Source organism: Spirochaeta cellobiosiphila DSM 17781, assembly GCF_000426705.1.
GTDB classification, from domain to species: domain Bacteria; phylum Spirochaetota; class Spirochaetia; order DSM-17781; family DSM-17781; genus Spirochaeta_E; species Spirochaeta_E cellobiosiphila.
Genome location: NZ_AUFW01000018.1, coordinates 1 through 15595, shown reverse-complemented (window position 1 = coordinate 15595; position 15595 = coordinate 1). Strand labels below are relative to the sequence as shown.

The 15595-nt window shown below is 36.6% G+C and carries 14 protein-coding genes, 1 rRNA gene, 1 other RNA gene and 1 pseudogene; 13 read left to right on the top strand and 4 right to left on the bottom strand.

Going from position 1 to position 15595, the window contains the following annotated elements; translation table 11 throughout:
- Positions 1–405: 405 nt before the first annotated feature.
- Positions 406–540, top strand: a complete 135-nt coding sequence (gene tnpB / locus K345_RS23765; protein WP_083963614.1) for an IS66 family insertion sequence element accessory protein TnpB — start codon at positions 406–408, stop codon at positions 538–540.
- A 413-nt stretch (positions 541–953) separates the two neighbouring features.
- On the opposite strand, the pseudogene K345_RS19585 reads toward tnpB, so the two are convergent.
- Together K345_RS19585 and K345_RS23725 are read right to left on the bottom strand one after the other, a co-directional pair.
- Positions 954–2148 (bottom strand): annotated as a pseudogene (locus K345_RS19585) (IS256 family transposase).
- 92 nt (positions 2149–2240) lie between these two features.
- Positions 2241–2645, bottom strand: a complete 405-nt coding sequence (locus K345_RS23725) for an IS66 family transposase (protein WP_083963613.1) — start codon at positions 2643–2645, stop codon at positions 2241–2243.
- A gap of 665 nt (positions 2646–3310) precedes the next feature.
- Here K345_RS23725 and K345_RS0103825 point away from each other — a divergent pair.
- The gene (locus tag K345_RS0103825; RefSeq protein ID WP_028973058.1) at positions 3311–3940 is read left to right on the top strand and encodes a site-2 protease family protein; all 630 of its coding nucleotides are present in this window, start codon (positions 3311–3313) and stop codon (positions 3938–3940) included.
- Positions 3941–3985: 45 nt separating this feature from the next.
- On the opposite strand, the gene K345_RS0103820 is transcribed toward K345_RS0103825, so the two are convergent.
- Both K345_RS0103820 and K345_RS0103815 read right to left on the bottom strand, forming a co-directional pair.
- Positions 3986–4669 (bottom strand): TIGR00266 family protein, encoded by a 684-nt coding sequence (locus K345_RS0103820; protein WP_028973057.1) that lies wholly within the window; start codon positions 4667–4669, stop codon positions 3986–3988.
- A gap of 116 nt (positions 4670–4785) precedes the next feature.
- Positions 4786–5409 carry a YgjV family protein gene (locus K345_RS0103815; RefSeq protein WP_028973056.1) on the bottom strand — a complete coding sequence of 208 codons (624 nt, stop codon included), beginning with the start codon at positions 5407–5409 and terminating at the stop codon, positions 4786–4788.
- A gap of 41 nt (positions 5410–5450) precedes the next feature.
- On the opposite strand from K345_RS0103815, the gene K345_RS0103810 reads away from it, so the two are divergent.
- The 11 genes from K345_RS0103810 to K345_RS0103765 form a co-directional block, all read left to right on the top strand.
- A complete protein-coding gene (locus tag K345_RS0103810; protein ID WP_037571209.1) occupies positions 5451–6572 on the top strand; it encodes a thymidine kinase in 1122 nt (373 codons plus the stop codon).
- Between the two features lie 10 nt (positions 6573–6582).
- Complete coding sequence (gene deoC, locus K345_RS0103805) at positions 6583–7272, top strand: deoxyribose-phosphate aldolase (protein ID WP_028973054.1); 690 nt, start codon at positions 6583–6585, stop codon at positions 7270–7272.
- Positions 7247–8419, top strand: a complete 1173-nt coding sequence (locus tag K345_RS0103800) for a phosphopentomutase (protein ID WP_028973053.1) — start codon at positions 7247–7249, stop codon at positions 8417–8419. Before deoC ends, K345_RS0103800 begins: the two co-directional genes overlap by 26 nt.
- Positions 8420–8527: 108 nt before the next feature.
- Positions 8528–9580 (top strand): BMP family lipoprotein, encoded by a 1053-nt coding sequence (locus K345_RS0103795; protein WP_083963630.1) that lies wholly within the window; start codon positions 8528–8530, stop codon positions 9578–9580.
- Positions 9581–9656: 76 nt separating this feature from the next.
- Positions 9657–11189, top strand: coding sequence for an ABC transporter ATP-binding protein (locus K345_RS0103790; RefSeq protein WP_028973051.1), 1533 nt, complete (start codon positions 9657–9659; stop codon positions 11187–11189).
- Positions 11176–12228, top strand: coding sequence for an ABC transporter permease (locus K345_RS19580; RefSeq protein ID WP_037571205.1), 1053 nt, complete (start codon positions 11176–11178; stop codon positions 12226–12228). Before K345_RS0103790 ends, K345_RS19580 begins: the two co-directional genes overlap by 14 nt.
- Positions 12229–13176, top strand: coding sequence for an ABC transporter permease (locus K345_RS0103780; protein ID WP_028973050.1), 948 nt, complete (start codon positions 12229–12231; stop codon positions 13174–13176). It begins immediately after the preceding gene.
- A gap of 45 nt (positions 13177–13221) precedes the next feature.
- Positions 13222–14130: an NUDIX domain-containing protein gene (locus K345_RS0103775; protein ID WP_028973049.1), complete on the top strand. Its 909-nt coding sequence runs from the start codon at positions 13222–13224 to the stop codon at positions 14128–14130.
- 27 nt (positions 14131–14157) lie between these two features.
- Positions 14158–14516, top strand: a transfer-messenger RNA (tmRNA) gene (gene ssrA, locus K345_RS22765).
- Positions 14517–14595: 79 nt separating this feature from the next.
- Positions 14596–15174: a CDP-diacylglycerol--glycerol-3-phosphate 3-phosphatidyltransferase gene (pgsA, locus tag K345_RS0103770; RefSeq protein ID WP_028973048.1), complete on the top strand. Its 579-nt coding sequence runs from the start codon at positions 14596–14598 to the stop codon at positions 15172–15174.
- A 277-nt stretch (positions 15175–15451) separates the two neighbouring features.
- Positions 15452–15595 (top strand): 16S ribosomal RNA (locus K345_RS0103765); the annotation flags it as partial.

The following is a 15595-nucleotide window of genomic DNA, read 5'->3' as shown; positions in this document are numbered from 1 at the left end:
GTCTTAGTGATGAGTTTTATGTAATCAAAAGTATTGTCAGTCTAGTGATAATTGTTGGATTATTTGTGAATTACAATATAAATTTTAATTTGGGTTTGCTTATAATATCTATAACCGTATTGATAATATTTTTTTTGCATTATGTATATGGAAGAAATCCATTCTCAAGTAAAATAATTATCGGTGGTATAATAGCTATGGTCTTTCTATTATATAAGGGGAAATGGGAATAATCTCATTTCCTCTTATATACTTAACTTTATAAGAAATGAAAAAGATAAGTAACTTTCAATTTTAAGAGGAGGAAACCTCTAATGAGTGATTATAGCGTTCCTCTTTAAATATATGTAATCCCCCCCAAATTAAGAGTCGATATTTGTAGAAAATTCAAATAATAAACAAGTTATGGAAAAAGATCCTCTATCACAGTCACTCTTTTTGTTCTGTGGTAGAAATCGTAAATTAATAAAAGTACTTTATTGGGATAGGAATGGCTTCTGTCTTTGGCAGAAAAGACTTGAAAGAGATAAATTCCCCTAGCCTGAATCAGAAGAAACAGCTAGCCAAATAACTACGCAACAACTCAAGCTCTTTCTTGATGGGATTCATTTCTGGAAGGCACACAAAGAAATCTATTTTGAAGAAGTTTCCTAAAAGGTATTTTATAAAGACCTTTTAAAAGTTATACTCCTTTTTGAGTATGGAGCTTAAAGACTTTCAGGACTTACCTGACAACGTAAAAAATTATATACACGCTCTAGAGCGAAGCAATACATTACTCAGTGTAGAAGTAGAACAGCTTCAAGAAAAACTTAAACTTGCCAAGTTTAGAAAATTCGGCCGCTCTAGTGAAAAGATTGATCCGACACAAAAGAAAAAGGGGTAGGAAACCTTTAGAGATAGTGTACAGACGTGTTCGCAATTTCTAATATAGAAACCATCGAAAACTCCTATCAGGCAACCTCTCTTAATTTTAATTTTTGCTCAATAAGAGCTTTATCACTTATGTATCTTTTTCCTGTAGCCCAATCTTCAGAGTATTCAATTAAATAACAGCTTACTAATCGAATATAGGATTCTATGCTAGGAAATACACCAACAACACGAGTTCTACGTCTTATCTCTTTATTTAATCTCTCTAATTGATTTGTAGATGATATCTTTCTACCATCAATTTCTGAGAGTTCATAAAATTGTAGAGAATCTTCTATTCCTGCTTCTAGATTAGCCATGGCTTTAGGATACTTTTCCTCCAATTCATCAATTAATCTGTTAGCATAAGTAAGAGCTGATTTTCCATCAGGCAGATTCCATATTTGCTTTATTTTACTTGCTAAGAATTCCTTATCTTTGGAAGATACATGGGAAAGTATATTTCTCATGAAATGAACTTTACATCGCTGCCAGGAGCACCCTACCAAATCTTTTCGTATGGCTGTTTGAAGTCCTAGATGAGCATCGGACACACATAGCCAAGTGTTTCTAAAGCCTCTGGCTTTTAGTGATCGGAATAAAGCTGTATAGGTTTCCTCTGACTCTTCTAACATAGGTCTCACAGCTAATACCTCTTTGAAGCCTAGAGAATTAACTCCTGTAACCACTAATACAGCCATATTCTTTACTCTTCCTGATTCGCGTATTTTCTCATAAAGAGCATCAACACTAATGACAGGATATTCTTCTTCGAGCGGTCTATCTCTGAAGTCTGCTACCTGTTCATCAAGTCCTTTATTGATCTGTGACACTTGACTAGCTGATATATTTTCAATACCGAGACTAAGAGCTAGCTTTTCAATTTTACGTGTTGAGACTCCATTAATAAAAGCTTCCTGAACAACTTGAATTAAGGCTTGTTCAGATCTTTTCTTTTATGTAACAAAAAAGGGTATGTAACAACCTTTTCTAAGCTTTGGGACTAGTAGGTAGAGTGTTCCAAGTCGTGTATCAAAACGGCGAGGTCTATAACCTGAAAAATAGGTCGCTTGAGATGAATCATGTCTTCCTTTCTTTGCTCCTAATTTGTTGGCGGCTTATATTTCCATTAGCTTGTTCCAACAACCACTTCAATAAACTTTGAATGGGGTCTGGTTCTCCAATAAACTGTAGTAGCATTTTTTCCAAGCTCTCATTATTATTACTCTTGGCCATCGTATTTTCTCCTTTGGTTTTAGTAGTGCATTACCATATTGGAGAATTCGATGGCTTCTTTCAATTATTTAAATTGCGAACTTGATTGTACGTTATCTAATTGTTTCAAAAAACGTATAGACAATACATGAGGCTTTAGCCCCTTCTGGACTTCTTGAAAATAACCAATTCTTTCGACCAACAACAAAAGGTCTAATCGCATTCTCTGCTTGATTTGTCTCTGGCGTCAATTCTGCACATTCTAGATATTTTATAACCTTTGACCACTGGGATAAGGCATAAGTAATAGCTTTTCCCGTTGGTGTTGAAGGCGGTATTTGAATTCCTTTATCTTCCAGCCAATTTCTGAATTCCTTAACATGTTCATCTAATAGTTCTTTTTGTTTGTGAAGAAATTCTGAAGCAGATAGATTCTGTAATCTAAGGTCCTTTTCTACTTGATAGAATACTTTGATTTTCTCTAAAACTTCCCAGGCGGTTCCTTTCTTTTTCTTGATTTTTACTGATTTATAAACTTAAGGCGTACATGGGCCAAACAGCCAACATGAATGATCCTGGATTTTCTTTTACAGCAGGTCACCGTCAATTTTAGAGCCTTACACAAATTAATTTACACTCTCTAAAATTCCTCTTTCAGATCCATAGTTTTTTTCTCCATCCAGGGCACCGAAACACCTCCAAAGTGTAACGATACCATGCTAAAAGTGTTACCTATGTCTTGACCCTTCCACTCTTGCCAGAAGCAGTACTGTCCCCATCCCCCAACATCAATTGACAGCATCACCATTCTGGCCTGTCATCTACACCAATCGTCACTTGACAATGACACCAAATCAGCCTGTCATACACCCACACCCACAGGTGTGGGTGATACCACCTGACAAGTGTGGGTGACACCAATCTTCAAGTGGGAAATTCTTTAGGTCACACTTGTGCCTAGCTAAATTCCCCATTAAGGATAGGGAAGTCCTCATTTAGTAACTGCTAATCTACTGATTGTTGTTTTGTCGTTTAACTCTTAGAGAAATAAGATCCACTTATAGGGAATAACATTATGACAAAATGGCGGTGAACTTCTTAGTTTTCCCTCAATTTATCTATAATAGAATTGATCGACCTAAATAGATAAGCTATATTGACAAGACAACTCAAAGGAGTATAGATGAATTTTTCAATAGAACGATTAATATATATAGTACCAGCAGTTATTATTGGATTCACAGTCCACGAATGGGCTCATGCCATAGTTGCTGACAAACTTGGGGATACTTTAGCAAGACAGGAGGGGCGTTTAACTTTAAATCCCTTAAAGCAGATCGACCCTTTAGGAATGTTGTTTGTTGTCATCGCCGGATTTGGTTGGGCTAGACCCGTTAGATTTGTGCCTGGGGAACTTAAAAATGAAAGTCGTGATAGGGTTCTAATATCCATGGCAGGTCCATTTTCTAATTTAGTATTAGCTTTAATAACCCTTAGTTTGTTAAGGCTGAATTATCAGTTCCTACCTGGTAAATTATTGCTTTCTCAATCCTTTATATTTACTTTCCTTATTAGATTTTCAGCAGTAAATTTGGGATTATTCTTATTTAACCTGATTCCTTTACCACCCTTAGATGGAAGCCATTTAGTTTTTTCTAGTTTTCAATTTAGTCCTGAGCTTGAACAAAAAATAACAACATATGGTGGAATAGCTCTTTTTATTCTCATCATATTAGAAAGTCAAAGTGGTTATGACATTCTTCCTATCGGTAAATTTGTTAATCTAGTGATTGGATTATTCTTTTCTAATTAGAAAGAAAGGCTGGTTTCCGAAGAAACCAAGCCATTCGTAAAGTGTTTATTTAACAGAGAACTTTGAACCAGTAAGACTACTAATAACACCTGCAAAACCTTTAAGGTTACGTGTTTCCATCCATACTTTTCCTGGTCCTGTGAACTCGGCTACTAGTCCTTCTTTGGATGTAAAGGAAGAAATCAAGCCTTTGGAAGCTTTTCTTACTCTCTGAGAAACTGTTTCTTCATATGCCAACATGTTTCCAGTATCTAAAATGTATGTTTCACCAGGAGCTAGTTCTTTTTCAATAATAGAACCAAAAGAACTTAGAAACACTGTTCCTTTACCATAGATCTTTTGAAGGAATAATCCTTCTCCTGAAGCCATAGCTTTAAGAGAACCCTGGGCAGACATCTGAACTTCTGTAGATCCAGCCATCCATGCACCGTTTTGTGCAAAGATTGTTTTATCAGACACATCCACAGCTAGAACATCTCCGGGAGCTTTAGGAGCAAAAGTCACTTCACCTGATTCTCCTTCCGCAGTAAAATGAGTTTGAAGCAATCCTTCTCCACCTATAGCGGCTTTAATCATGCCGAAAATACCTTTACCTGAAGATTTGGATTTAAGGTCTATATTGGAAGTCATAGATATCATGGCTCCACCTTCTGCCTTAATTGTTTCTCCAGCATCAAGCTTAACAGTTACTGTCGTGAAAACTGGCTGGTTTTCGATAGAATAGGTCATGTTAACTCCTTTAAATAACATTACAATAATATGTTGCAGTCTAGCTCTTTTTTATTGCTTTTTCCACAAAAAAACTTTTTTTTTACATTTATTCACCTATGTTAAAAAACAATTAACTAAATATTCAGTTGATACAGGTTTTTGGACTCTTTTTGGGTAAATCCCAGACGTTTTATATAGGCGATATGATTTGGCTGATCAGTGGATATAGAGACAACCCTAATACCTTTGTCTGCAAAGAACTGTTTGTTATAGTGAAATAGAAACTTTCCTGTTTTAAAGTCACGATATTCAGGGATAACATAGTCAACATCTATAACAAAATTAGAATCATTGTTGACACCTTTTAATAGACCAATGGGTTGACTATTCTTTAGTATTAAATAGGAATTCACATCAGCTGTTGCTTCTTTACCACTATCAGGAAAAAAGTGCATAATATCCTGACTATAGTGCTTTTCAAAATAACTCATGTAAGCATCTTGTTGAGAACAATCGATGATTTCAAAGAAATCTTTGGTTCTGTACATTTTTATCAAATAGATGACATTTACAATAACAATAAAACCATTGAGCACAAATACGGGATAGGCTCCAATTATAAATCCATAAATGGAAAAAATTAATGATCCAATGGTATTGATGATTCTTAATCTAACAACAGATGTCATCGTTAAGCTAACAGCAACTATCAAAGATGCTAAAAAACCTAACCATTCTATTAAGGGAATTTGTAACATAGGATTCTCACACTCCTTTTTTCATCATATAATCTAATACTATGTCTATTTCCAATGAACCTACTAATTATTTTCTAAAAAGTCTTGGTTTTCCCCAAGTACAGATTCATCACCCTGCCAATCACTATGATTTTACAAAACCAGGTAGAAGAATACTTGTTATAGGACCAATGGGGTCTGGCAAAACAGAATATTCTGCAAAGATATGGCGGGACTCACAAGTAGTCCTAAAAAAGAATTCTTTTGTCAAGCATCACACCATGTCTGGATCAGCAGATAGAAGAGAGGTCGGTTTTTTTCGTAATTATCTAGATGTCAACCGTTTTCCTGATTATCCTGAGGACTCTCTAGCTTATCGTGGAGGATACATTAGTCTCGGTGATCATCTTTTTGTTGTTAAGAATAGTTTTGAAATGGAACGCATTATTAATAGTCGAATAGAGATCGGTACCTGGATAATTGATGAAGCCTCCTTTTATGATGAACGCCTTGTTTATATGGTCAAACAAGCTTCCGAATTGAGAGGCCTCAATTTTGTATTTCCCACATTAACCTTGAACTTTCGTAATGAAATTTTTAACTCAACCGCTAGATTACTAGTTGAAAATGCTACAGATGTCTTTCCTTTAACAGCCTATTGTGAGCATCCAGATTGTTTAACAGACAGTTTTCACACTTACCGGTATTATACTATTAATGGTGATGAGTGCCCTTCTTTGTATTTCGATCCATTGATTATCATTGGGGGAGATGTTAAAAAAGACAATCCGGAAGAGCCCAATTACTGTACGAGGTGTGATGAACATCATCATTTGCCTGGAAAGGAATATACCTATCTTTTTCTTAAACCTATTGGTGAGGCGGCTACCAAAGGGGATACAGAATTGTTGTATAAAGAAATGGATGCACTGAAAAATAAAATTGAAGAGAGCCGATTGTTTCAAGACCTTTTTTCTCGATATGTAGATGTTCCCCAACCACGAGAAATCAATATGAATGCCTTGAAGGTCTCTTATATTGCAGAAAAGGCGTTAATTTATTTATTTAGTGAATGGAATCTTCTATCATTAGATATATTGAAAGATTTTGTGAATCGTTTGAATTTGAATAAAAATTACATACAGGACCGGTTACGAGATAATGGCCGATTTGTCCAATTATAGGAGTTGTTATATGGATGTTAAAGAATTAGTTTCCTACTTTGATCATACAATACTGAAGGCAACAGCTACAAAAACAGATGTTGTTAAACTTTGTGAAGAAGCGAAGGAATATGACTTTGCTTCTGTTTGTGTTAATCCTGCATGGGTAAGTCTTTGTTCTAAAACACTTAAAGGAACAAATGTTAAGGTTTGTACTGTAATAGGTTTTCCTCTGGGAGCTAATCATTCTGACGTCAAAGCTTTTGAAACCAAACAAGCCATTAAAGAAGGAGCTCAAGAGGTCGACATGGTGATCAATGTTGGAGCCTTATTAGAAGGTAATGACAACTTGGTTCTTAAAGATATTCAATCTGTTGTGACAGCCGCTAATGGTACACTGGTAAAAGTTATCCTGGAAACTTGTTATTTAAATAATGAACAAATCGTAAAGGCCTGTGAACTATCCGTACAAGCTGGTGCTGATTTTGTTAAGACTTCAACTGGTTTTGGAACTGGTGGAGCTACCAAAGAACATGTAGCACTAATGGCTTCCACCGTAAAAGGAAAAGCAAAAGTAAAAGCCAGCGGTGGAATACGGACTTTGGAAGATACTTTAACAATGATAAACAACGGTGCTGACCGTATAGGTGCGAGTGCTGGTGTAGCAATTATTAAAGAAATGCAAGGAGTAGTGAATGAGAGCCACAATTCTGGTTATTGATAGTTTTGGTATAGGGGCTATGCCTGATGCTGATAAGTATGGTGATGTGGGTGCTAATACAGCTTTACATATATTAGAATCAAACCAAGGTAAATCTTGGCCTACTTTAAAAAAACTGGGATTAGGCAATGCCAGCCAGGTATTGGGTCCTAATCTTCCCGGTTGTGAAGCTGTTGCTTCTCCTCTAGCCAGTTATGGAGTGATGTCAGAAAAATCTCCTGGTAAAGATACAACGACGGGGCATTGGGAGATAGCAGGAATGCCCCTTGAGAAAGCCTTCTATACATTTCCTCCAGAATACCCCAGTTTTCCAGATAAACTAATCGCTGTTTTTAAAGAACGAACTGGTCTAGATATTTTAGGTAATAAAGCTGCCAGTGGAACAGTTATCATTAACGAATTAGGGGAAGAACATATGAAGACAGGTAAACCTATATGTTATACGTCCGCTGATTCTGTCTTTCAGATTGCTGCTCATGAAGATATTATTTCTGTGGAAGAGCTCTATAAACTTTGTGAGATTACCAGAGAGTTGTGTAATGAATATGGTATTGCCCGAGTTATTGCCAGGCCTTTTATAGGATCTCCAGGGAATTTTACTAGAACAGCTGGAAGACATGATTATTCTATTGCCTTGCCTAGTATCTCTTTAGGGGAACATCTTCAGAATAATGGTGTGAAGACAATTGCTGTTGGTAAGATTAGTGATATTTTTGCCGGCATAGGTTTTGATAATAGTTATCCTGATAAAGGTAATCCTGCCTGTTTAGCTAGAACAAAAGAATTGTTAGACCATGATAGTGATGATAATGAGTTTGTTTTTGTAAATTTAGTTGATACTGATATGGTTTATGGTCATAGAAGAGATCCTATTGGTTATTATGAATCGGTTAAAGCTACTGATGATTGGTTAGCCGATATTGTTGATAATCTTCCTGATGGGGATGTTCTTATTATTACAGGGGATCATGGCTGTGATCCTACTTATAAAGGTTCTGACCATACTAGAGAGTTTGTACCACTTTTATGGCTTAATAAGACTGAAGCAGGACAGAATCTGGGCATTCGAACTAGCTTTTCTGATATTGCCCAATCCCTTTGTAAATATTATGGGATTCCGTCCATGAAGACAGGAAAAGCCATTTAATATTTGTCGAGTATCTATTGACCACCAATGGTGGAGGCCGTAGAATTAGAAAAAACTCGACCATCGAGGGATAAGGAGAATAATGTGAAGAAAACACTTGCTTTGCTAATGACGTTGTGTCTTGCAGGCGGATTGTTCGCGAATGGGGCTCAAGAGGGCTCTGCTAAAAAAGGTTTAAAAGTTGGTATGGTTACTGACTCAGGAACTATTGATGACAAATCATTCAACCAAGGAACTTGGGAAGGTATTTTAAAAGCTCAAGAAAACTATGGTATAGCTCCTAAGTATTTGAAGCCCGTTGGAACTACTGAAGCGGATTACCTTAAGGAAATTGGTAACCTTTATGATGCCGGTTTTAAATTTATTGTAACTCCAGGTTTTAAATTCGAATCTGCTATTTTTGCTGCACAAGATAAATATGCTGATGCAAAATTCGTTATTATCGATGGCGAACCACATAGTGCTGATTATAGTGAATACCGGATAAATGACAATGTTGTAGCTATCTACTTTTCTGAACAAGAGTCTGGATTTGTAGCTGCTGTTGCTGCTGCCCTTCAAATGAAAGAAGCAGAATTTGGTTTTATAGGAGGTATGGAAATTCCTGCTGTACAAAAATTCAACTGGGGATTCCAACAGGGACTTAAGTATGCTAATGAAAACTTAGGAACTAAAATCACACTTAATCCAGAAAATGTTATATATCAAGGTACTTTTGATGATGTAGCAGGTGGTCAACAAATCGCTGCTCAAATGTATGCTAAAGGTGTAAAAGTTATTTTTACAGCGGCAGGTGGAGTAGGTATTGGTGCTATTAATGAAGCTAAAACAAGAGTTAAAGCTGGTAGCGATGTTTGGGTAATCGGTGTTGATAGTGATCAATATAATGATGGTATATATGAAGGAACTAAATCTGTAATTCTTACTTCTGCTATGAAGAGAGTTGATGTTGTAACTACTGAGATGGTAGCTGCTGAATTAGAAGGTAGCTTCCCTGGTGGACAAGTCCTTCGTTATGATGCCACTCATAATGCTGTTGGTATTCCACAAGAAAATCCCAATCTGTCAGAAGATGTGCAAGCTCAAGTAGCTAGTGTTTTTGCTAAGCTTCAAGCAGGAGCTATTACAGTATCTGCTGAGCAAGGTGATTTAATTAAATAATTCTTATCATTTAAATATTAAGGGGTGATAAAACACCCCTTTTCTTTTCCTTTAATTTTAGGAGTTTGATTTAGAAATGAGTTTTGTTGTTGAAATGTTAAATATAAGGAAAGAATTTCCGGGCATTGTCGCAAATGATGACATCACAGTTTGTCTGAATAAAGGTGAAGTGTTGGCATTATTAGGCGAAAATGGGGCAGGAAAGTCTACTTTAATGAGTATTCTCTTTGGTTTGTACCAACCCGATAGAGGGATCATTAAAATTAAAGGAAAAGAGGTGAGTATTACCAATCCTAATCTAGCTAATGATTTAGGCATTGGAATGGTCCATCAGCATTTTAAGTTGGTTCACAACTTTACTATTACTGAGAATATTGTTTTGGGGATGGAACCGAAGAAAGGTCTGTCTCTTAATCTTGATAGTGCTGCAAAAAAAATTAAAGCCTTAAGTGAACAATATAACCTAAATGTTGATCCTTATGCCAAGATAGAAGATGTTAGTGTTGGAATGCAACAACGTGTTGAAATTCTTAAAATGCTCTATCGGGATGCTGAAGTTCTTATCTTTGATGAGCCCACGGCTGTTTTAACACCTCAAGAGATTAAGGAACTAATGAAGATCATTGATACTTTACGTCAAGAAGGTAAATCAATCATCTTAATCACCCACAAGCTAAAAGAGATAAAATCTGTAGCTGATAGATGCTCCATTATTCGTAGAGGGCAATTGATCGATACGGTTGAAGTAAAAAACACCACCGAAGCTGAAATGGCTGAAAAGATGGTAGGCCGTATTGTTAATTTTACCGTTGATAAAGAAGATAAGGTAGCAGGTGATTCTGTATTAGTTATTGAAGGTTTAAATGTTAATGATAACAGGAATGTACCTGTTGTTAAGGATTTCGCCATCGAAGTTAAAGCGGGTGAAATCTTGGGTTTAGCTGGTGTTGATGGTAATGGACAAACGGAATTAGTTGAAGCTATATCTGGTTTGAGAGCTATTGAGTCTGGTAAAATCACTATTAATGGTACGGATATTAGTTCTTTTAGTGTTCGAGAACGTCTTGCTATGGGTATGGGCCATATCCCTGAAGACAGACAGAAACGTGGCCTTATCCTCGACTATTCCCTAGAAGATAATATTATCCTGGAAAACTATAAAAATGAACCCTACAGCAAAAAGGGGTTCCTGAAAAGAGCAGCCATTACAGCACAGGCTAATCGAATTATTGATCTCTTTGATGTCCGTTCAGGTAAAGGACCTAAAACTATTACCAGATCTATGTCAGGTGGAAACCAGCAAAAAGCTATTGTTGGACGTGAAATAGATAACGACCCAGAAGTCATGATTGCTGTACAACCAACACGCGGTTTGGATGTAGGAAGTATTGAATATATTCATAAAAGGCTTGTAGAGTTGAGGGATAATGGAAAAGCTGTCCTTTTAGTCTCATTAGAATTGGATGAGATTCTTGATCTATCTGATAGAATAGCCATTATAAACTGTGGTGAATTGGTTGGATTGGTTAATGCAAAAGAAACTAATGAAAACGAAGTAGGTATTATGATGGCTGGTATTCGTAAAGGTGAAAGCAGTGAAACTAAATAGACAGGTTGTAATAGGGTTAATAGCCGTCTTACTGGGGCTTTTAGCTGGTGCCATTTTGATGTTATTTTCTGGAAATAACCCCATTATGGGGTATTGGTATTTATTTCGTGGCGGTTTGATGAATGTTGAACGTTTAGGTAATACTATTGCCACAGCTACCACGTTAATAATGACTGGATTGTCTGTTGCCTTTGCATTTAGAACAGGTTTATTTAATATAGGTACACCAGGACAGATGCTTATAGGAGGCCTCACAGCTACTTCTGTAGCTTTAACAATAGCTGTACCAAAAGTTATTTTACTACCACTTATCTTAGTTGCTGCTATTATTGGTGGGGGTATTTGGGGATCTATTCCTGGTCTTCTAAAAGCTCGGTTTAATGTTAATGAAGTTGTTTCTTCAATAATGATGAATTGGGTGGCCTATTGGGTTGTTTACTATTCCGTACCTGCCTTCTTTAAAGGGGCTTATTTAGAGACGGAATCTAGAAAAATCCCAGATGCTGCATCACTAAAAGTGGAATGGCTAACCAATCTTTTTCATGGTTCCTATATAAACTTAGGTTTACTTGTGGCTTTATTATCCATCCTTTTTGTGTGGATCGTATTAAATAAAACAACAATGGGTTTCGAATTGAAAGCCGCCGGATTTAATCGTCATGGTGCAGAATATGCAGGAATGAATGTTCAACGTAATATTGTTGTCTCCATGGTCATTGCTGGTGCCTTGTCAGGTTTAGCAGGAGCAACCCATTACCTAGGTTATGCTAGTAATATGCAAATTGGTATATTACCTTCCCAGGGCTATGATGGCATCGCCGTATCGCTTCTCGGTGCAAATGCTCCCTTTGGGGTCTTAGCTTCAGCACTTTTCTTTGGGCTACTCCATTCTGGCAAGGGTTTTATGAATGCTATGACTGATATACCTCCTGAGATAGGAGATACCATAATAGCCATTATTATTTACTTTGCGGCAACGAGTGTATTGATAGAGAGATTGATTAATAGATTTGCCAAGAGAAAAGAGGTGGTCAAGTAAATGTACCAAATAATTGAACAAATATTTCCTTATGCCATTGCCTATACTGTTCCTTTGCTGATTACTTCTTTGGGTGGTTTGTTTAGTGAACGAAGTGGGGTTGTTAATATTGGTTTGGAGGGATTAATGATAGTAGGAGCCTTTACTTCTGCTTTCATTATTTCTGTACTGCAAGATATTATGCCTGGCGGGGCTGTCTGGGTAGGATTATTAGCAGCCGTATTAGCTGGTGCTATTTTTTCTTTACTCCATGCTTTTGCGAGTATTAACCTTAATGCTGATCAAGTAATAAGTGGTACAGCAATTAATATGATGGCTGCTGCCCTTACTGTATATATTGCTAGAAATATAACAGGAAGTGGAAACATACAAATCAAGTTTGGTTTAGACCGTTTGGATATCCCCCTATTAAGTAAAATTCCCTTTTTAGGTCCATTGTTCTTTTCACAGGCTTATATGACAACCTGGCTTGTTTTATTAATACTTCTGGCTGGCTGGTATGTTTTGTATAAAACCCCTTTGGGTTTGAGAATACGTGCTTGTGGAGAGAATCCGCATGCCGCAGATGCCGCCGGAATAAATGTATATGCCATCCGTTATGTTGGTGTTGTCGTATCTGGTGCTTTTGCTGCTTTGGGTGGTGCTATTATAATAGTTACTTATAGTGGGGAATTCAATGGTGGTGTTGCAGGGTTAGGTTTCTTAGCACTAGCTTCTCTTATTTTTGGGCAATGGAAACCTTTAGGTATTTTAGGTGCTACATTCTTTTTCGGTTTTGCTAGTACTATTGCTAATGTTTCTCAAGTTATGCCAAGCTTGTCTTCAATACCTCCTATTTTATTGAAGATATTCCCATATGTAGTTACTTTATTCGCTTTGGTTTTCTTTTCTAAGACTACTCAAGCCCCAAAGGCATCTGGAGAGCCTTTTGATAAAGGTAAACGTTAATAAAAGGGAGCAAATATTTTGCTCCTTTTTTTATGGGAGGTCTCAATGAGATCTTATTTTTTTAGACAATTCTTAATTCATGATATTCCAGAAGAATATAAAAAAAAGGGAATTAAGTGGGAACAGAAAGTTCTCCATCTTCATCCTGATCAAATTATTATTATTCAAAAAAGTGGTTTCGAAAGCAACTTAGTTACAATAGACCGTTCTGGCCTAGTCCCTCATAAAGATATTGAAAAAATGAATAAAAGAGATTTTCATTTGCTTTGGGATAAAATTCGCAATCGCTATCTTGAAGGTGATGTATATTATTTAACAATCGACTCTGTAAATATGTTCATTATTGAGTATTCTTTTGGTTATCAATCCTTTGCCGTTTGTGAATTGATATTTGAAAACATAGAGGAATCTATCAAATATAAAAAGCAGCCTTTTTTTACCGCAGAAGTGACTTTCGATTCCCGTTTTTTTTACAAAAATATGATACAAACACCACGTTCTGCGGTTGAAGTAATAAGCGATAAAGGAATTCGTGATCTCAGTGTTGGAACTATTCCGTTCTTATGGGAAGAAGGAGTTCTTAAAGTCGTACTGGTCACGAATAGAAGAGGGAATCACTGGATTTTTCCTAAAGGCTCTATTGAAAAGAATAAGACCATGCAAGAAGTAGCATTAATGGAAGCTAACGAAGAAGCAGGTATTGAAGGCATCATCGTGGATGATTGTCCTATATTAATTCCTTATTCCAAAGGTGATAAGAGTATTAATTTGTTGGCTTATCCAATATTAGTTAACAGTATAAAGAAGAAATGGCTGGAGGAACGTTTTCGCCAGAGAAAGGTGGTAGATATCCAAACAGCCTTTTCCTTAATTGACCAAAAGGGAATGATTGATAGTCTGAGATTTTTACAATTGAATGCTCAAAAGTATCAATTGTATATTGACCATAGATAATTGTCTTGTTAGATTAGAACAGCTTATGGGGGCGCCCTGGTTTCGACTGGAGGATTGTCAGAGTCCCGGTTGCAGGTGGAGTTATCAATCTCCTTAAACTTGGTAACCTTTTATAAATGCTGAAGATAACTTCGCATTAGCAGCATAATTTAGTCTGCTACGATCTGCTTAGCACGCCGCTCTGAGGGCTTTGTAGATCGCAAGAAACCAGGGCTTACTTCTTAGTGTTGCTCAGCGGCTAAGAAGGAAATTATAGTTGAGATATAGAGAAAGTAGGTTGGTTCTTTAGCATAGCTTTTTCCGAATAAAAAAATTAAAGAACTAAACTTGTAGATGCCTGGATTCGGCCCTTTAGGACGCGGGTTCGATTCCCGTCGCCTCCAATATAGACCCTGTATATCAGGGTCTTTTTTTGTTTGTATATCTTCTATTGACAAAGTCATTTGGTAATTCTATTTTTGTAGAATGAATTTACCAAACAAAATAACTATTTCCAGAATCATTTCAACGCCTGTCTTCTTGGGGCTTTTTCTTTTTATCAAAAGCCATCCAGGTAATATTGTTTTATTATCATTGCTTTGGTTGCTTTATCTAGCAGGAGAATTTTCCGATATTCTAGATGGGTATATTGCTCGTAAGTATAACTTAGTAAGTGATGTAGGCAAGTTATTAGATCCCTTTGCGGATGTCATTAGTCGGGTAACAATGTTTTTGTGTTTGACTCATGTTGGGATGATGCCTGTTTGGATTTTTGCTATTATTATATATCGGGAACTAGGTATTACATTTCTTAGAATGATGATGCTTGGTAAAGGTAAGGCCCAAGGTGCTCGTATAGGTGGTAAGCTTAAGGCCTGGTTTTACTTTTTCTCTGGATTCATTGGATTGATCTATTACACAATGCTTAATGTTGGCATAGGTTCCAATAGCTATCCCCTTATGAATGGAGTTACTTTAGTGGTCTTTATTTTAGCTGCTTTGAGCTCTGTATTGTCTTTTATTGACTACTTTCGGGTATTCCTTAAAATGCAATCTAGTAAATAGGTTTTAAAACTTAGGTTTACCATAAAAAAAATCGAAAATCTTGGTTGACATAAAAAGTAGATGCAAGGTATATTCGTTGACGTGCCTTAGATAGTTGGGCTTTTTTAAGTCTTGCATTGAAAGGCTAAATTGTTATTTGACAAAGAGATAGGGAAGGGAGAGAAGGAACCTTGAGAGGTTTCTAAGAGTTAAAGAGACACAACTCTTTAAAGAGCAAACAGATGCAAATACTCTTTATTAGAATAAAGAAAAGCTCATCTTTATGATGAGTAAATAGATAATGGAGAGTTTGATCCTGGCTCAGAACGAACGCTGGCGGCGCGTTTTAAGCATGCAAGTCGAACGGGATTCAAGTGCTTGCACTTGATGAGAGTGGCGAACGGGTGAGTAACACGTAGGTGATCTACCTAGAAGTTGGGGA